The 20,178-nt window shown below is 46.2% G+C and carries 10 protein-coding genes; all 10 read right to left on the bottom strand.

The window, feature by feature from the left end; genetic code table 11:
* Positions 1-82 precede the first annotated feature (82 nt).
* The gene (locus FS628_RS10430; protein WP_145321682.1) at positions 83-2,068 is read right to left on the bottom strand and encodes a glycoside hydrolase family 127 protein; all 1,986 of its coding nucleotides are present in this window, start codon (positions 2,066-2,068) and stop codon (positions 83-85) included.
* Between the two features lie 300 nt (positions 2,069-2,368).
* Positions 2,369-8,704, bottom strand: coding sequence for an S-layer homology domain-containing protein (locus tag FS628_RS10425; RefSeq protein ID WP_145321681.1), 6,336 nt, complete (start codon positions 8,702-8,704; stop codon positions 2,369-2,371).
* Between the two features lie 18 nt (positions 8,705-8,722).
* Positions 8,723-9,616: a carbohydrate ABC transporter permease gene (locus tag FS628_RS10420; protein WP_222125219.1), complete on the bottom strand. Its 894-nt coding sequence runs from the start codon at positions 9,614-9,616 to the stop codon at positions 8,723-8,725.
* Positions 9,604-10,581, bottom strand: a complete 978-nt coding sequence (locus tag FS628_RS10415; protein ID WP_186327786.1) for a carbohydrate ABC transporter permease — start codon at positions 10,579-10,581, stop codon at positions 9,604-9,606. The genes FS628_RS10420 and FS628_RS10415 overlap by 13 nt, the downstream gene beginning before the upstream one ends.
* A gap of 45 nt (positions 10,582-10,626) precedes the next feature.
* Positions 10,627-12,018 carry an extracellular solute-binding protein gene (locus tag FS628_RS10410; protein ID WP_145321676.1) on the bottom strand — a complete coding sequence of 464 codons (1,392 nt, stop codon included), beginning with the start codon at positions 12,016-12,018 and terminating at the stop codon, positions 10,627-10,629.
* Positions 12,019-12,187: 169 nt separating this feature from the next.
* Entirely contained in the window at positions 12,188-14,650 is a 2,463-nt protein-coding gene (locus FS628_RS10405; RefSeq protein WP_145321675.1) for a hypothetical protein, read from the bottom strand.
* A gap of 133 nt (positions 14,651-14,783) precedes the next feature.
* Positions 14,784-15,821, bottom strand: a complete 1,038-nt coding sequence (locus FS628_RS10400) for a LacI family DNA-binding transcriptional regulator (protein ID WP_145321673.1) — start codon at positions 15,819-15,821, stop codon at positions 14,784-14,786.
* A gap of 1,019 nt (positions 15,822-16,840) precedes the next feature.
* Positions 16,841-17,800 carry an L-threonine 3-dehydrogenase gene (locus FS628_RS10395; protein ID WP_145321671.1) on the bottom strand — a complete coding sequence of 320 codons (960 nt, stop codon included), beginning with the start codon at positions 17,798-17,800 and terminating at the stop codon, positions 16,841-16,843.
* Positions 17,801-17,837: 37 nt separating this feature from the next.
* Positions 17,838-19,028, bottom strand: coding sequence for a glycine C-acetyltransferase (locus FS628_RS10390; RefSeq protein ID WP_145321669.1), 1,191 nt, complete (start codon positions 19,026-19,028; stop codon positions 17,838-17,840).
* 543 nt (positions 19,029-19,571) lie between these two features.
* Positions 19,572-20,015 (bottom strand): hypothetical protein, encoded by a 444-nt coding sequence (locus FS628_RS31970; RefSeq protein ID WP_222125218.1) that lies wholly within the window; start codon positions 20,013-20,015, stop codon positions 19,572-19,574.
* Positions 20,016-20,178 lie beyond the last annotated feature (163 nt).

The following is a 20,178-nucleotide window of genomic DNA, read 5'->3' as shown; positions in this document are numbered from 1 at the left end:
GGGTAATCGTCACTGTGGCAACAGCTTTTAGCTCGGTCCCCTCTACTGTTCCTCGATCGGTAAATTCCTGGTAGACATCCCCTTATTCGCACTCCCGAATCCAAACGCTCATTTCTCCTTCATCCCGATTGGCCCAAGTGAAGTAGGGAATGAAGCGAAGATCGGCAGGCTGGGCATCCCAGTGGACATCGCTGCGATACAGATGTGTTCCCCAGTCTTCATTGGATACCATTCGCTGCCCAATGGTTGTAAATGCCGGAACCCCCAGAGGCATCCGATCCCCGCTACCGATATGAAACTGGGCGTCCCGGGGCAGCTGAATGCGATGCAATCCGCGGCCATTGTCGACTTCTTCCAGACAGTACATAAACGGTCCCCGCTGTATGGCTACTTTTCCGAAAGTGGCTCTGATGTGATCATGCCCTTTCATCCGCAGTAACTCCATAGGGAAATGAAGCCTGATCTCATCACCAGCTCTCCATGTACGGGTCACTTTCATGTAACCCCATTCAAAAATAAATCCACCATGTTCTGTCTTCTCCCCATTAATCCATAACTCGGGAATTTCACACCAGTCCGGCTTTCTCAGAGCTATCGTAAACTCCATACCTTCCGAGGAATCGGGCTGAACGATCAGCTTTACTTCTCCGGTGGAGGTGTAGTCAGACGCCATAGTTAGAGCTACTTTTCTATCCTTTAGTGTGAATTCTCCTTCCCCGCCGATGTACAATTGCACATACAACGTAGCCTGTTCCACAACTGGGGTATACACATATTGATCCAATGAGGCCAGTAATCGTGCAATGTTCGGCGGACAGCAGGCACAACCAAACCATCCTTGCCGGCGTGTTCGCACGTGGGCATAATTAGGATTCACACGTTGAATCTCCGGATCGACTTCAAGCGGATTCACATAGAAGAAGCGTTGACCATCCAAGGACATTCCACTAATCACCGTATTGTACAGAGCCCGCTCCATAACGTCCGCATACTTGCTATCCGGATTCATCTGAAGCATACGCTTCGCCCAAAAGATCAGGCCAATCGAGGCACAAGTCTCTGCATAGGCAGTATCTCCCGGCAGGTCATAATCGGCTGTAAATGCTTCTTCTTTTGCTGATGTGCCAATGCTTCCCGTAATGTACATTCGCTTGCTCACTGTGTTGCTCCACAATCGTTCACAGGCTTCTTTCAGCGATGTATCCCCCGTCTTTGCAGCTACATCTGCCATAGCCGCACACATGTACACCAGTCGAACCGCATGGCCTTCTGCTGTCGACTGCTCCCTAATGGGGAGATGAGACTGGGAGTAGGTGTGCCGATGAACCATGTCCAACTCGCCAAAATGTACGGTACGGCCCCTTTGTTCCCATTCCTCTACAAAAAAATGCGGACTCGCTCCCCGCTGATCCAAAAAATAACGGCTTAGTTCGAGGTAATTCTCTTCCTTTGTCGTCTCATACAGCTTGAAGAGTGCAAGTTCGATCTCCTGATGCCCATCATAACCAGGCAATTGTCCCGGCTCTGTACCAAACACGGTGCCTATATGATCCGCCAGGCGAATAACCACATCCAGCAGCATGCGCTTGCCCGTGGCATGATAGTACGCCACACCAGCCTCAATCATATGTCCTGCACAGTAGAGTTCATGGCATTCGGCGAGGTTTGTCCAGCGCGCCCCAGGTTCACGCAAGGTAAAGTAGGTGTTCAAGTAACCATCAGCTTGCTGCGCCTGTGCTATGGTCTCAACTACGGAATCCACGAGGACTTCCAGTTCCGGATCGGGCTTCGCAGAGAGCAGGTACGCAGCTGCTTCAATCCATTTTGCAACATCGCTGTCCTGAAATACCATGCCGTAATGAACGCCCTCTTCCTCCCCTGCAGCAATGCGGAAATTCCGAATGGCCCGGCTTGGTTCAGCTCCTTCGATACGATCATTGAGGGCTTCCCATTGGTAGGGAACAACCACGTTGCGGACCAGTTCAATATAATGGGACCAGAATGGATCATTGATTTTATGGCTATATCCTGGTGTCTGTGGATGGTGCGGCACATCTGGTTTTGTCATGGGAACCTCTCCTTGTTCTATTCAATATCCTTATTTTACAAATCATTACATCAGGGTGAAATCATCATTTCCAACTGAAATTTATATGATTACAACCTTGCACGAGCGCCTTCCTTGCTACAATTGTTCTTATTCAGGCTTTTCTCCTCAACAAGATACACGGCCGACAGCTTATAACCATGATTGGAATCGGCAATTCGGATGCAAACTGGTCAGTATAATATAAATAATGGTTGCCCCTCAACAAATATGTTGGGCAACCATTATTTTTGTAACAAGTAGATTCTAGAGTTGTGCAGTCTACTTTTCTAGGTTTGTCAGCAATCGGTAAATGACCGTCACCGCTTGCGCACGTGTGGTCTGGCCATTAGGGATAAAGCGGCCATCCGGCATGCCTGTAATTAAACCACCCATGCGAACAGCCTCTACTGCTGCTGAGGATTCCGATGAAAGATTCTCCAAATCAACAAACTTCGCAGAATCATCTTCCCCTTCGGTTGGTAATGTAACATTTAAATTACCTGCTAGACGATAAATCATCACAGCCATTTCCTCGCGGGTAATTGGTTCATTGGGACCAAAAGTGCCATCTGCTTTGCCTTTGACAATGCCCAGCTTATGCGCACTTGCGATTGAAGTGCTATACCAAGCACCTTCTTTGATATCGCTAAATGCAGTTATTGCTGTTTCATCCAACAGATCGAATGAGTTCATCAATGTTTTGATGAATTCTGCCCGGGTTACTTGAGATGCCGGATTAAAATCTCCAGCTCCCGTTCCCTCAATAGCTCCTCTTGCTGCTAGTGCTTCAATGCCTTCCACAGCCCAGTTCACATTGATCAAGTCCTTAAAGGCAACGTTTACGCCAATTACTCCGAACATGCCGTTCTGCTCCATGTTAAACTCAAACATTTTTGTGGGTTCATCATATTTACCGCCAACAATAGCTCGGGCTGTACCGGCATCGTTCAGCGTGAAGGCCACAACCTGATGCCCTTTTATCCCTACCTTCAACAGATAAGGCATGGCTAGTCTTAGTCCTTTTCCATGTAGTTCTTTAGAAGAAATACTATTTCCATCCGCAGTTACCGAGATGTTGCTGACCACTTCCGCTTCACGAAGTTTTCCAGCATGTTTTGGCAGCTGGCTTGGTTCCACGGCTTCAAAGGCCACTCCCAGATTACTGATGTCCTTAAACGTAGTCAGGAATTGATGAGGTATCGTCAACAAGGTTGGTCCCATTTCGATCCTCACAGTGGTTAAAGACTTCGCAGTACTAAGCGTTTTCCACGGAAGCAAGGCTTCGACTTGTTGTGTTTCCAAGTCCTTCTGAATGACAATGGTTAACTTCCCGTCCTTCATATCTTGCAGCGCTGCTTTAATATCGCTGTCTGTAAGCTGAGCCTTGGCCCTACCATCTTTTCCGCTAGCAACTGCTTTTACTTTGATTCTGCCTTGGCTCACGGTAACTGGCGTAAGCTCTTTCGGATCCGAAGGCGTAGGAGCTGGTGCTGGAACTGGTGTTGGAGCTGATGGCGATGGGCTTGGAGTCGGTGTAGGTAACAGTTTTAATCCCGCAATTGCAGAATCCAGCGCGAGAACCGCAGCATCAATGTCAGCCTGTGAAGCGGAACCGCTCGTCAACAATTGTTCAGCAGATGCCATCTTTTCCGCTAGGTTCTGCCAGCTTGCCGCAGTATACCGCTCTTGCTTCAACGCCTTTGCTTCATTCAGCTTCGCTTCGAGCGCCGCTGTATTCACTGGCGGATTTTCTGTAATCATCAGGACGGTGTACGTCTTCGTCGTGATTTGATCAGAACCTGTTACCGTCACTTTGTATCCAGTCTTCAAATCAATTGCCGATGTCAGCCCATCAGATTCGTACACCGCAAATGTCACACTTGCAGGGACGTTCAACCCCGCATTAAGTTCTTCCAGCGTCGTCGTTTCAGGAACAACGATTTCCTTCGCCAACTGATCCACAGAACCGCCTGGAATGTTGATACCGATAATAGTTACATTGTGTCCCTCTACCGGCTCTAGGGCTTCAAATGCTTCCAGCAACGCTTTGTACGCTGAATCGATATCTCCTTCGGTCGAAGCGTCATTATTATACACGTCACTAGCTAACTGCAAAGCTGCTTGCAACGTTTGCCATTGTTCCGGTGTGCCAATATAGTTCTCTTTGTTCACGGAAGGATCTGATACAGCATCAATTGCCGCTTTTAGGCGGGACTTATCGTATTTAACATAAATACGTAGGCTTGCTCTCAGGTCGGTTCCTTCCACACTGCCAAGCACAACAAAATCGGTCGCGATGGATAGCTTATTTTCCGGAATTTCATCCCACACTACATTAGCTAGCCCTTTTGTATTGTCTGCATAGGTCACGGTGACTTGGGTTGGCAGCTCAGGCATGATGTTAATGGTCGTATTGACCGAAGTTGGCTCAATGGCCGTAATCGGGCCATGGTCCGTTTGAGGTGGTTCTTCCCCCTCAGGTTTGGCAGAGATGGCCCGCCATTCTTTTAAACCGGTGTACACCGAACTGCTTTGATTTTTCATCGTTAAACGTAATTTGTCGGTCATGACTTCATTAAAGGTGACTTGGTTGAATTTGCCCTTTTCCATTTTCTTATCACTAAGTCCGCTAACCGCCACATACTCGCCCGTCTCCTGATCCCAATACTCGAAGTTGTAATCAGCCGGAACCTGAACGCCGCCCCCATCATCATAAAAGTACATCGAACTACCAGACAGGGTCACAGGGTTTTTCCATGTATATTCCACCCAATGATTCTGGTTGGGCGATCCCCAGTTTCCATATTGAGTTTCGATCTCTGGGTTACCGATGCTCCCAGGAACTAAAGGAATATACCCGTCATTCACCGAGTTCAAAGATTCCCATGCCGATGTATAAGAAGCGCTTGGCGTAGCCAAAAGGGCAGCATTGCGATAACGGAGACTCTCTTCAGCAAGGCGCACTCGATTCGTCATGGACTGCACTTCATCAAGCGTATAATCATCTCTCGCAAGCAGTTCCTTGGCCTCAGTCAGCGCTGCCTGCAAAGCCTGCCACGACTCCGGCGTGAAGTCATCCGCATTACGGACAAGTTTGCCCTGCGGCGATACCCGGTCTGCAAACTTGGCAATGACATTAGACAATTCGGCCGTCGCTACGTATACCGTGATGGGTACTTCTACCTTCGTGATTGCATCCCCGTCACTGACGCTCAACTCGTAGACGTATTCGCCCACCGCGCCGAATGTCACATTTAGTGTGGCCTGATCCAGTGCCTCTGCCTGCACTGCACCAGCATCACCTGATACTAGATTCCATGCATACGTCAAACGCCCGCTTGGCAGACCATCATCCGTAATTACGGGCGCCAACTTCAATGGGGCACCTTGCTCCACGTTCACCGGCAGGTCTAGTTGCACTTTTGGTGCAAGATTTTCCGAAGGCGTAACGTTCAGGTCGTTATTATAGATTTGAATTTCCTTAATTCCTGTCGAGTAGCCCGATGCATGCGTAAAATGGACTCGGATGGCCGCCGTGTTCACCGCATTAAATTCAACATTGTTGTAATTTGCAGCCACATAATCTGGATAACGGAATTGCCCTTCCACAGGCTTCCATGTGGTGCCGTCCGCATCCAAGTATTCCACACCAAACGTTTGCGGGGCTGCATAGCCGTTTGGCCGCCGATCATTATAGAAGTACACTTTCACGTTATCCACCGCTTGCGCTCCGTCAAATTGAAACGTAACCGAATCGGATGGGTTCGGCGAGCCGCCGAATAACGCAGTATTCGAGGTATGATTAATGGAGGCAATCGTAGACCCGTCTGTCAGTCTGTTCACATTGGAGTTGCTATGAATATAACTAGACTCAACCGTAGTTCCAGATGCCGTCGCCAGGTTTACGCCGCTATGCTCCACATCAACTCCAGCTTTGTTGAACATGTCTACTGCTTTTTCATTGCCTACCAGTGAAGTATCGTCTGCCGAAGCCAGATCAACAGCGCTACCAATTTCATAAATGACGTTGGTGTTTGTGTTGTCCCCGACGGCACCTGGCACGTCACCGTCCGGTTTTTCTACCTTGCCAGTTGCTGTATCAAAAATGATATGTGACATTTCATCGGTAGTCATGACACGTTCGCCATTAATGAACAACGAGTACCCGACAGGGATATCCTTGTAGTATGGATCGCTATCGTTATACTTGGCCGGGTCCTGCCACACAATGGACAGATTGGCATCGTGATAACGCACATTGTCCACAGCAAAATGGTCGTATTTGATATCAAGAGGCCAAAGCTCGATTTTATCGTCCGCTCGTGGTTGAAGGCCTGCCATATCCTCCATTACGGAATAATTCATCATCCCGAGCGTATCGTGGTGAATCCAAGCCCGCACCATCTTGCCACTTGGATTCGGCGGGTTTTGCGGCGTCCAAGGCGTACCAAAGAAATAATCCTCCAGCCAGAAGAATTCATTGGAATCTAGATGGTCGGTATTACCCGGTTCAACTGTGTGTAGCCAAGCACCCCAGTCAAACAACGTTTTGTAGGTGTCACTGTTGATATTCTCCACTGGGTAGTGGCGTAAAGAAGCGCGAATGGTATTGATATAATTTCCAAAGTTGCACCAAGCGAACTGGTCGGTTCCGAACGCGCTGGTCTCTCCGTTCTGGAATGCTTCCACACGTTTCATGATACTGTGCTGATCTGCCGTGAAGAATGGGAAGATCGGATAATAATTCGGATCGCCGTAATCAGACAATTGGGTCAAGTACTTGGATTCGTACCCTGGCTCCCCTTCTTTCGGCACCACACCAAAGTTAAACACAAACATATTGTTGTCACGCCATGGATTGAATACGTCTTGTTGGTTGATAACTTTTTTGTGCAAAAAGCTGCCTTCCCCGTTGGTATCAGCCTCGCCGTCAGCGTCAAAGTCCGCTTCGTCGTACCACATGTTGTTCAGGATCGCGTTCCGAATGCGCTCGGCAACCTCTTCCATGCGTTTAGCGTTTGCGTCATCCCCGAGTTGTTCGTACATTTGTTGCGTGGCTACCGCGTTTGCATACGCTGTAGAAGAACCGTCCAAACGCGCATAGTTTCCGTTTCCTTTCCAGTGCATGGATACTGTGTCTCCATCATTGCCGGTAATCGGCCCGTGATTGTAATAGACCAAATCAGGATTGGTTCCCCGGAAATGATTCAATGTACCTGTCACATCGTTTGCCGAGAAATCAGCGAATTTTTTCAACACCTTTTCTCCGCCACCATAAATTTTGTAAGCTTCCCAACCGACTTGCGAGGTGTTTTGCATCATATCCCACGTCCAGATATTGGGTCGTCCCGGGTTGTTTTTATAATTGGCGTTTTCGGAATATTCGCCTTGGGCTAGCCAAGTACCGTATGCATAAGATGGATCACGTAGCCACTTCAAGTCCTGCAACACCCACGGAACACTGACCGTAATGCCGTTGTTATAACCGAGCACCCCTTCCATGTTCATCGGGAATTGCCAGTCGTTGCCGGGAATGTTGGCTTCCAGCAAGTTGAAGCGGTTGGACCACCAACGGTAATACAGTATCTTCTTCACGTTTTCGTCCGGAATATCGATGTAGGGGATATTCTGCGCCCACCATTCGTTGTACTCCTTCACCTGATCACTGAAAGCCTTTTCATTATTACTTGCTATAAAAGCAGCATACTGCGTTTTCGAGGCTGGTATTTCTTCCGCCAGCCATCCCATGACCACTTTTTCATCCACCGATGTACCTGCAGGAATCGTAATCTCTTTGACCAAATCATTGCCAGCAGGCATCATGCCATCCCCACTTAGATGCACGTCAACATACGACATCGCTTCCACGTATTTTTCTCCGGCGCGTCCAACCATGATTGGGGCAGCCACCCGTTTGCCGATCAATTCATCTCCCTCGACTTCAGTTACAAATGGAGATTTGACGGTCATCGTTAACGTAATTGGCGAATTACCGTTATTGGTCAACTTCAGTAAAGTAACGGCACTGTTAGAGGAGGAAATGAATTTACGCTGGCTGATATCCAATCCGCCGCTTTTGTAGGTCTGGTCAGCATGGCTCGGATAATTTTTACGAGCACCCTTGTCTTCCACAACGGCTCCCGTAGACAGGGTAATGTTATACATCGTATCCTTGTTAAGGGTATCCGCATAATGCACCGTCCCGACAAAACCGAGTTGCCGGTTATCCTGCGTTTTCATGTATAAAGCGCTCCCTCGGCTGAACAGCGTGTTGGCACTGCCATCATCGTTATTGTCGTCTGGGATGACACCCTCGTTTACCAGCAATTGATCGAGCCATGGTAAGTCTGCATGATCTGCAGCGAATTGGTCAAAATCAAAATCTTCAATGGTTTTCATCATTTGGCCAACAGTTTCCTGACTGAAATCCACGGGCTGTCTTACGATCTGATTATTATTCCATGTTGCTTTGCCGTAGTCTGTACCCACACCTTCATGCACAAAATCTGTCGTATAGTTCGCCGATACTGGTACGATGCCTGTATTCAAGGTTACGACGGTGGCCAAAGCGGCCACCCACATTTTCGTTGCCCATTTCCTCTTCTTTTTCGCCATTGCTTCGTCTCCTCCTTTTTAACCTTTAATTCCCGTCAACGTAATGCCTTCTACAAAGTATTTGTTGCCGATCAGGAAAAACACCAGGCAGGGAAGTGTTACGATCAGTGCAAGCGCCATGACCTGCTCATAGTTCGGAATACGCATTCCGTTCACCATGTACAAGCCCATGGGCAAGGTATAATCGGCCTCTGTTTTCAGATAAATCATTGTATAGAAAAATTCGTTCCAACAGTTGATAAAACTGAATAGTGCAACAACGATCATAGCAGGGCGAATGAGAGGCAGCATGATCCGATAGTAAATGCGGAAATACCCCGCGCCGTCGATTTTGGCCGCCTCGCTTAGTTCAGCAGGGATGGTCATGAAAAATTGTCTTAGCAGAAAAACGAAGTATGCATTACCGCCTGCGCAAAAAAAGGCTGGAATAATTAGCGCAGGTTTGCCTGCAAGCCCAAGCGATGTATATAACGAAAACTGCGGCAGTAATGTAACCGCACTAGGCAGCATCATACTGCTGATGACAAGTACAAACCAGGCGCCGCGCATAGGGAAACGTAATTTGGCAAACGCGTATGCCGCAAAGCTGGTCGTTATCACAGTACCAATGACATAAGGAACGACGATGGAGACCGAATTCCATAGCTGACGCCAGAACTGAATCCGTTCCAGCCCAAGCCTGAAATTCTCGAACCCAAGCTCCTTTGGAAAAAATACAGGCGGCCTGGCCAATATTTCCGAATGACTAACCATTGCTCCGCGTAATAGCCAGTACAATGGAAAAGCAAACATTAATGCAAGCAGGAGAGATAACAAAATTAATCCGAAATGAATCGCTTTTCTTCGGTTTTTTGCCTGCTTGATGCTTGTATACTTCATCGGTGCAGGTACCGTCTCCATTATCTCACCCACTTTCGTTTGCCCATGGAATCATCACGTTTCAGTGCGCCTTGAAAGTAAAACAACACACCCGTAATCACCAAAGTGATCAGAAAAACGATCCAGGCTTCGGCTGAGGCCAAACCACGCATGCCCACTTGAACAAAGGAATGGTCGTAGATCATGACGTTGATAAAGTATGTCATTCGATCAGGCGCACCATTTCTAGATAACACCACGCTCTGGGTGTAGATCTGGATCGACGTCATCATACACATGATGAGCTGAAAAAAGAGTACGGGTTTAATTGTAGGGTAAGTTACCTTAATAAACTTGTGCCAGGCGTTTCCTCCGTCCATCTCTACGGCTTCCAGCAGTTCACCCGGGACGTCCTGCAACGTGGCGATAAATACAACAATTGTCCCGCCACATGTCCACAGGCTCATGATAAACAAGGTGTAGAAAATCCGTAGTGGATCATTGAGAAAATCCCATGGTGCAATGCCCATCTGCAGTAGAACCCAGTTGATGAGTCCCCCTTTGGCCTGATTTTGCAATAGCATCTGCCAAACGATTGTTGTCGCTAGCATCGGTACGACGGATGGCAGAAAAAAGATGGCTCTTAGCAAATTTCTTCCGATAAATTTGCGGTTCAGCAGCAAGGAAACGATCAGGCAGAACACGATAACGAGCGCAACGTTAACAAATGCGTAAACCAGCGTAACCGTAATTGACTTTTTGAATTCAGAGCTGGGATTGCTGAAAATGTACTTGAAATTATCGAGCCCAATCCATTCCATGACCTGACTACCACTAATAATCGTAATTTTATGAAAACTGTAATATAAACTGGCGAGCATCGGATACATCGTCAGCACCAAAAATCCAATAATGGCGGGAGCGGCGAATAGATATCCGGCAATGGCCTCTTTGGTAGCACCTTTAGCAAATCTTCGGATTGGGGTGGATTCCGAATCAATTTTGCGTTCTGGATTCATAAGCATAGCCTCTCTTTTCAAATTCAAACTTCAGCGTTCCTATTGCTAGGAAACCTTCCCACTTTCCCACAGCGACTTAATTACCGGCATAATTGCATCATAGATTTCCTTGACGCTTTTCTGTCCCGATAATGCCTGGTCGATCGACTTTTCGTATTCTGTGTTCATTTTCAAGTAAGCCGGAACATAATACGCAGGCCATTGGACAATGGCATCCTTAGTCGTGGCATAGCTAAGGATTGTTTCCTTCGCGCTTGCTGGCAGATCTGCCGTCCATTGATCGATTAAAGCTGGGTCCGTATACCAGTCTGCCTGATTGGGCAGCCATGCTCCGCTTTTCAGCAAGTCTAGGCTGTTTTCCGGGTTGACCATGTAGGCGTAGAATTTCTTGGCCTCTTCGATATGTTTGGAAGTATTGTACACAACTAGAGGAGCTCCAGCATTCATCGTTACTGCTCTCTCCATTTTAGGGAGTACACCTACACCAATATCCTCATTGCCTTTGATATTCGCTAAATCCCAGGATCCGCTGATTGCCATAGCGTACCCCCCTCTTAATGCATCCACAGCCGAGCCAATCCCAGAACTCCAGGTATAGCTAAAGGCAGAAGCAACTTTGTCTTTGTTCACCAGATCAACCAGTTTTTGAATACCTTCTGTCGTTTTGGGTGAATCCCATTGAAACTCTTTTCCATCCTGGGATACAATGCCACCTCCATTCGCGCTCGCTGCCCAAAAATGGTGAAATTCACGACCTGCCGTAAAACCAAGACCATAGTTTTCGGTCAATGCAGCATCGAACCCAGCATCGGCGGCCGTCTTACCACTTGAGTCCTTGGTTAGCTTCTTGGCATTGGCAACAAAGGTATCCCAATCCCAGGCTTCTTCAACCTTGGTAGGTGGATATGGAACGCCTGCCTCATCAAATTTCGATTTACTATAAAAAAGCAGTTCCATTTGATTGGACAAACCTACACCGATTACTTTCTGTTCTGGAGTATGGATGGTGATTGCAGGAAGTTTCTCTGGAATGCTTCCATCCGCAAGTAGATCGGAAATGTCCTCTAAAATGCCCATCTCATTATATTTTTGAATGTCAGCTTCCCCCATGTAACTGATGTCCGGCAGTTCTCCGGATTGAAGTCTCGTCTGGATGAAGGTGTCGAATGTGCCGTCTGCGGGCAACACCTGCGCATTGATTTTCACCCCGGTGTCCGCCGTATATTTTTCTGCAGCGGATTCCACCAGTTGCTTCTGTACATCATCCCCCCAATACAGCAACTCAAGGGTGACGCCCCCAGCCGACGTATCCCCGTTGCCCGCCCCTGCATTTTTGGCATTGCCGGAAGTGTCCGAATTCCCGGAACAACCTGCTAGCGTGGAGAAAGCCAAGGTTAATGCGAGAGATAGTACCAACTTGCGCTTACCAAACCTCATGTTTGTTTCCTCCCTTTTCGAATGCTATTTATTTCAAGCCAACGAATTTAATCGTTTAACTTAAAAACGTAGTCCTTTTTCATATCCGGATGATTACATGGTGCTGATCGTTGCCAAGTCTGTACTTCCCTTTATAGAACAAGTGGAAACTGCCAAGTTAGAAGACTCGTCATAGGCAAACTCTGAACTTTCCATTTTCCAGGCGAATGCTCTTTTGCAATGTTCCTAGAGGCGCTCGGAATTCTAAGTGTTCTTCACGGAATACGTACCTGGACGGATACGCCGCATAACTTTTCACGGTCCAACCGTCATGCTCTTCTGTCACGAATCCGTTGACACATCTTAATCTGCCTTCTTCATCTCGATAGAGGTACGTCGTAGTTCCAAACCCCAGCAAATACGCCACTAATTCTTCACCCATATCCCAGTCATCCCCCGATACATCGGAGAACAAAGCGGCAAACAGCGGATCATCTGCTTCCACGAACACCGATTGTCCGAAACGATTACGCGACAATGACGGCATGTTCAAGTTGGGTGCAGATACACTATACGTCGAAGCGGCTTCACCTTGCTCCAGCCTTCGCGGCGTGGATCTTACATTCCAGTCATAGCAATGAAAAATTGCCATCGTAGAGCGATAAGCTGCTTCCAGATATTCAGGATCACCGAGATGTTCATACGCAACCAATGCCGATGATGCCACTAGTCCTCCCCACAAGGAATGAATCATTGGGGACAGTGCTTCCCACCATCGATCCGGATTCTGCAGCCTATAGTCGTTGCTGAACCCGATATTCGCCAAAATAAGCTGACCATATTGTGAAGCCTCGTCGGTATGCCCAAGGAAACATAATGCGTTGCACGTTGGACCAAATCCCGCATTATCATAGAAGTGCTCAGTAACGGCCCCGCCATAGTGCCGAACACCAATTTCCATTTCCTGTCCAAAGCGATCCCATAGCTGTCGTAGTTGGTTATGTAATTCAGCATATCCCTTGTCTTTCAACGCTTGTAGCAGTTCACGTATGTAAAGGATAAACACACCATTTAGACGCGATTCGTCCTTTTCTCGCTGACCTGAATGGCAATCTGGATCAAGTCGCAAACACATAACTTCGGCGGCCCATTTCAAATACTCGGAAGGAGAATGCAAATGAAGCAGCTCTTCATCCATTTGTGATAATAGATAAAAAACGTGCGCGATATAATCGAAATCGTAGATACGATAAAAGTTACCGTACAAAGGTTTCGGCCGGGACAAATCACCTTCAATGAACCAGTGCACCTTCATATCTAGCACCGCAGCTGCTTCCGCCTTTTTAACCTGCTCGGGAACAGGCGAAGACATCCCATTTTTCATCAATAAGAATGCCAATTTTCCCAGTGACTCACCTTGGTTAGATAACGGACGGAATGCATGGGGCCGATCCGCTGTCTCCCTGCCTTCATAGCTATTTAATGCCAGCCATTCAGCTCGCTTTTCAAGTAAGGTGTGAACGGGTTCAAGGACATTCCAAACCAGCATGTCACGACGTCCGTCCTTGAGTATCAACTCCAGTTTACGTTCTCCCGGTACGTCAGCGGGTAGGGTTACTATGAACTCCTGTTCAACAACAGGGTTGCTAATTTGATTAGAGCCTACGTCTAGTGACATAGACTTTTCTGAAGGAACCAGTAGTGCGGAGATATCCTGCTCTTCAATGCCATTCTGGTGTCCAGGCGCACTGTATAGCTTTAACGACCTTATTTCAAGATCCCTAGGCAAACGGACTGAGGCTGTGAATTGTCCTCCTTCAGGCACAACGGGTGTAAAGCTCCAGTGAGGATGTCCGAGGACCTTGCCTTGGTGGTAGAAATCCGTCAGATTCTGGAATGACACAAATCCGTACTCCCAATTTTCCGCTTGCCCGGGCGTTAACGTTAAAGAGTTGTAAGCGCAATCATAGATCCAATCGGTAAGTACCAAATCTTTCAATGAGGTCCCATCCTCCACTAAAGAAAGTCTGTGGAATAACAAGCCGTCCAAAGATGGAGAAACTTGCTCTAGAAAGCGGTTACAATAACGACAATGAGAACCCATGGTGGATGTATTTCCTCTGAGCGTGTAGATTCCCAGATGAGGTCCGTCGTTACTTCGTCGTACAGCAGCAAACTTGGCAAAGTTCCCACCGATGTGCGTAAATACGGCGCAGGATTCATGCATGTTACGGTAAACATCTTGCGTCCGAAACATAATGTAGGCGAGAGAAAACCACACATGCAACCCTTGAATTTTAATGTTCGTATCCGATTTATTGGTCAGTTTGATACCCCAGCGGAATTGATTGCCTTCCAGCAAATATGAAAACAAGATCTTGACCTGTACATCTTTGAACTCAACAGTAACATGGTTCGTGCTATGTTTCGTAATATTTGGCTCAAACATCGAGCTTTGAACAAACCTATCATTCAGCTGCATACTCCATTCGCCAAAGAGCTTATCCTCATCCTCTTGGAATCCAACCTCTTGCAAATAATGAGGATCTACTACCCAATTCATCTCATGCGGATCATCTTTCATCACCAAGGACTGAACGGTACCACGTTTACCAAACTCGATCCTGAATTTTTCATTACTAAGAATGGTCACTCAGATCTCCCTTTCATTGATCAGAATTAAGTTAAACGTTTAAATTACTTTGAAAAGAGAAACTTAAATTCCTCTTTGGTATTGCAAATCCTACCTGCGTTGGTTCTATATATGGAAACTGGCATGCGCCTTTTTAGCTTTTAAGCTTCCGAACGGAATCGCGTTCGATCAAGCGACATTCCGGCATGGTTAGGTTTTGTATATCTTCTCCATTGATTAGGCGGTAAAGGGTTTCTATCGCTAAATATCCCATCTCATGAAGCGGTAATCCCATTGTTGTCAGACGTGGGCTCAGGTAATCGCTGAATTCTCGATCATCAAAACCAACTACAGAAATATCTTCAGGAACGCTTAGCCCCTTTTCCTTCGCGGCCTGAAGAACCCCGACGCCCATAACATCGTTCATTGACAGGATCGCAGTCGGCGGATTGTCCATGTCGAGTAGCTCGTTAGCGTACCTATAGCCCGAATCTCTTTCCCAATCCCCCATCTTTATTAAGGAAGGATCAAACGGCAATTCAAAATCGGTGACTGCTTTGTAATAACCGTTTAATCGGCGTCTTGAAGGGATTGAATCCATTAAGCCACTAATAATTGCGATGCGACTGTGTCCCATTTGTACCAAGTACGACATCGCTTCATAAGATGCCTGTTCATCATTATACTGAATTGAAATATCGTCTTGTGTGTAACCGTAGGTGTATATAATCGGTTTACCTTCAACATTGATTAGACCTGTCAAGTCGCGAGTGTGAACTCCGATGTAAATGATACCATCCACCTGTTTACCAAGCAGTTCAGATACAGCACTGCCTGCATACTTACGGTAAGCTTCGACGTCTTGAAAATTACGGCCAATTCGTTTGTCGAGCCTAAGGTTAACCAGCAGGATATGAAGGTCGTGACGGTCTCCAAAGTCGTTAATACCATCGATAATATCCGGAGCGTTAAAAACAGTCACATCCTCCGTAATAACACCAATTGTGTTGGTACGGTTACGTTGGAGGCTTTTAGCAATCTCGTTCGGTTTGTAATTCAATGCTTCGATGGCCTCCTGGACCCTTCTGCGCGTTTCGGGACGCACATTGCGAGTGCCGTTGAGTACATAGGAGACTGTAGCAATAGAAACATTAGCCCTAAGTGCGATGTCCTTTATGCTAGTTTTTCTCATAGGTCTCTCCTGTCTAAGCATACGAACCATCGTTCATTAGCTGTTTAAACGTTTAGATTTTTGATAGTTGAATCTTACCTTACAATCACTGATTAAGCAATCTTTATTTTGGGTTTTACTTCCACTTTTTTTTACTGAGACACTAGCGTTGATTATGACTAATAATCTCTTTTATTAGACTTTATAGTATCCTTAAAATTCCATACCTACTGAGCTTAACAGCTCATTTAGCATATTAAAAACAGCCGCTCGCCGGCTGGTCTGTTATGTTTAAACTTAACGCTCCCCGCTAGCGTAACACCAATTAGGATTAAATCAAAAGTAAAACTACACAAGCAGAAAAACAGCTTATTATTGCAATGAAAATATGAAGACAACTAAATGAGGTTTTTTCCAGAAAAATTCTTTGTTTTCTTTGAATGAAGCACGAGTAAATAAACACAGTTATCACAAGGGGTAAATATAGTTGAAGATCCAGCCCATTACCACCCGGAACGAATTTATTAATATATCCACCTATGTTTCGCGCAGATAGCATCATTCCAGCCATTCCTCGTGAAAATGCCACTAGTCGGATTAGCTTAATGAAACAGATAAATATTTTAATCGACATGGTACCATGTTCTTAACCTTTTCAGCGATGATACTAAGTTCTTGCCTTAGGTCCTGATACAAGAAAAGTCGTTATTCAAGCGAAGTCTTATATTTATGTGGCTTTTATCTCGCCATGGAAGTTCCAGCATCATACGATTTAGAAATCTACCTAATCCGAAATGACACAATGTTCTTGTCCTTTTCGGCAAAGGAACCAAGTTCTTGTCCTCAGCTTGGTACAAGAACTTGGTTCCTTAAAACTAAAAAGCCGCTATAATAGCGACTTTGAATGGAACAATGTTCTTGTACCCCATTGACGATTGACGTTGTTCTTCCCTTCATTTTATCCGGGTAACGCCAAACCTCCTCTTGACGCAGATTCTTTTGTATTTCTACTTGGTTTGCACAGTAAATTTATAATAACTTTAAGCTTTGCGAAGCATTTGTCTCTCGCTTAGCTGTGAAAGCATATCCTTCGTCATAGCCTTCAAGTCGTAGCGGGCATGAAATCCCCATTCCGTTTTTGCTGCCGTCGCATCAATGGAATGCGGCCAGCTATCGGCTATCGCCTGTCTCTTCGGATCAACGTCATAATCTAGGATAAAGCCGGGAAACTCCTCTCGAATTGCTGCAGCGATCGCCTCTGGATCCACGCTCATTGCGGTGACATTAAATGAGTTTCGGTGCATCAACCGGGAAGAATCCGCTTCCATTAGATCGATGATAGCGTTTAGGGCATCCGGCATATACATCATGTCCATGTTTGAGTCTTTGGCGATATAAGATGTATACCGGCCAGCCGTCACGGCTGCGTAATAAATTTCCACCGCGTAATCCGTCGTTCCTCCGCCGGGAGGCGTCATATAAGATATCAAACCTGGGAATCGCAGCCCCCTAGTATCCAGACCGTACTTGTGAAAATAATAATCACAAAGCAGTTCGCCGGACACTTTGTTCACGCCGTACATCGTATTGGGCCTCTGGATCGTATCCTGCGGGGTATTGTATTTCGGAGTCGTAGGGCCAAAAGATCCAATGGAGCTTGGAGTGAACAATTGGCAGCCGAGCTCTCTGGATATTTCAAGTGCATTTATCAATCCGCCCATATTCAAATTCCAGGCAAGCAGGGGTTTCTCCTCTGCGGTAGCCGACAGCAGCGCAGCCAAATGGATGATGGTATCAACTTCGTACTGCTTGGCAATTTCAAACATCGCCTTATCATTCGTCACGTCCAGCAGCTCGAATGGTCCGGATCGGGTAATTTCGTGGGCTGATGACCTGAGATCCGTAGCAACGACGTGATCCGCACCATAAATCTCACGTAATTTAACAACTAACTCAGAACCGATTTGGCCTAGTGCTCCGGTCACCAAAATCTTGTTCATAAGACATTCCTCCCGAAATATACTCCCGCGAATGCAGCTAAATCAGCTTCATTTCCTTGCCAACTTTCTCATAAACATAGATCACCTCGTCGAGCATCTCCTTGGTATGGGCAGCTGTCGGCATGTTGCGTATTCTTCCCGTTCCTTTCGGGACCGTAGGAAAAAGGATTGCCTTGGCGTAAACGCCTTCTTCATAGAGCCGTTTGCTGAACTGTTGGGTGGTTACTTCATCGCCAATGATACAAGGTGTGATCGGAGTTTCGCTTTGGCCTACATCATATCCAAGCCGGCTCAAGCCATTTTTCAAATGATTGCCGTTCTCCCATAGCTTCTCAATCAGCTCTTTGTCATTCATCAAAATGTCAACAGAAGCGATAGAAGAAGCGGTTGCAGCCGGAGGTAGCGATGTCGAGAACAGAAACGGACGGCTTCTCAGCTTCAACCATTCGATCAGTTGTTTTTTACCCGCCACATAACCGCCGACAACGCCGATCGCCTTGGAAAGAGTACCAATTTGAAAGTCAATGCGGTCGGACAATTCAAAATGCTTCACGGTTCCCGCACCTGCTCCGAGAACGCCCGAACCGTGGGCATCATCCACATAAGTAATCAGATCGAATTCTTCTGCTATTTTCACGATTTCGGGCAGCTTTGCTATATCACCATCCATGGAGAAAACCCCGTCGGTGATGACCATAATTTTATGGTACTTACCGGATTCCTTGGCCTCTTTCGCCTGCTGTCTTAAATCATTCATATCTGAATGCTTAAAGCGAATCACCTTGGCTCTCGACAGGCGGCAGCCATCAATAATTGAAGCGTGGTTCAGCTCATCGGATAAAATCGCATCATGCTGGTCCATTACCGCGGATATAGCAGCCATATTACAGTTAAATCCCGATTGATACACGATAACGGCTTCCGTTTTTTTGAAACGGGCCAGTTTTTCTTCAAGCTCAATATGAAGATCCATCGTTCCATTAATTGTTCTCACAGCCCCTGCCCCTGCCCCGTATGTCTGCGCCGCCTTAACTGAAGCATCAATCAGGCGGTAATCTGTTGCCAGGCCCAAATAGTTATTAGAAGACAAATTGATTAGGGACTTTCCGTCAATACAAATAACAGGACCATTTGCACCCTGCAGTGTATCGATGAAGTTATATAGACCTTTAGTCTTTAGATCTTCGATGTTCGAACTTAAAAATTGGTCCAATGCTTGACTTGACATTCGATTCCCTCCTTGATATACGTTTGTCCTTGTACAGGAGACATGTCATTCTGCGAAAAACCTTGTTATAAAGGGGGTTAGACTAATTTCAATGTAGCATCTTTTTTATTCTTTGTACACATGTGGAGGACAAAAAGTAAAAAAATAAGCAAATAAACATAGTGATTATTTCCCCTTCCCCGGAAGTAATCGCTATTAAATTTTTGTTTATATCTTTTGCTGCTCGGTAACTTCTTGTGCAGCCATTATTTCTTTTGTTTATTCCTATAAATCAATCGATCTCCCCCAGTCTAAACGGGATTCTTACGTGGCCAACGCAATGAGATGACTCCGTACGGAAGCGCTTGCCGAAGTTAGGCTCTCTTGACCTCTTAGATATCCATCTAATCGGAAAAAGGAATATGTTCTTGTCCACTTCTACCGATAACATAAAAAAGCCGCTAAAATAGCGACTTCAATTCAATGGGAACATGTTTTTGTCCCTCGGCAGCAGGTTTGATGCTTCCGGTAATAGCTGTAAGACTCATTTTATCTACAAGTTTCTTAATCGCTCCCATGGCAACAGCCGTAACCTTTGTTAATTCGGTCTCCCTCGATCCTAAAATCTTGAATATGCATTCTTTTATGTTCAGGTTTGATACTTAGATAGACATATGAGTACGGTGCTTGCACGCCCTTCGGGGTAACAACCATAATTCTAAGCCGTATTCGCTCTTCCTCCATACTATCGTTTTGCATTTGGAAAACTAACACTTCTTCGTTGTATCGATTCGTTGCTTGATGAATTAACTTGTGACCCTTACAATTACTTTTGCTTATTTGATATTCCAACTCATACCTTATGTCTTTCATTCGCTGAAAGGGTTCATAGTATGTAGGTAGCTCCTGATTAAACACGGGATCATTCTCATCAAATAGATCACTGATGGCCGCTTTGATACGTGCTGCCTGATCTTTGTCCTCGGTAGAAATCTTCTTCCAGGTCAATAAATGAAGTAAGCGGTTTAAAGTCCATATTTTCCCGTCCTTTTATGTATAATCGTTATCATTGCGCAAGTGGTCCATAGTTGTTTCCACGATGCACATACTATTAATATACGACCATTCGCGAGCATTGACCACTCTTCGACAAAACTTGTACCATTAAAAA

Source organism: Paenibacillus xylanexedens, from assembly GCF_007676705.1.
Taxonomy (GTDB): Bacteria; Bacillota; Bacilli; order Paenibacillales; family Paenibacillaceae; genus Paenibacillus; species Paenibacillus xylanexedens_C.
This window is presented reverse-complemented; position numbering and strand designations above follow the sequence as displayed.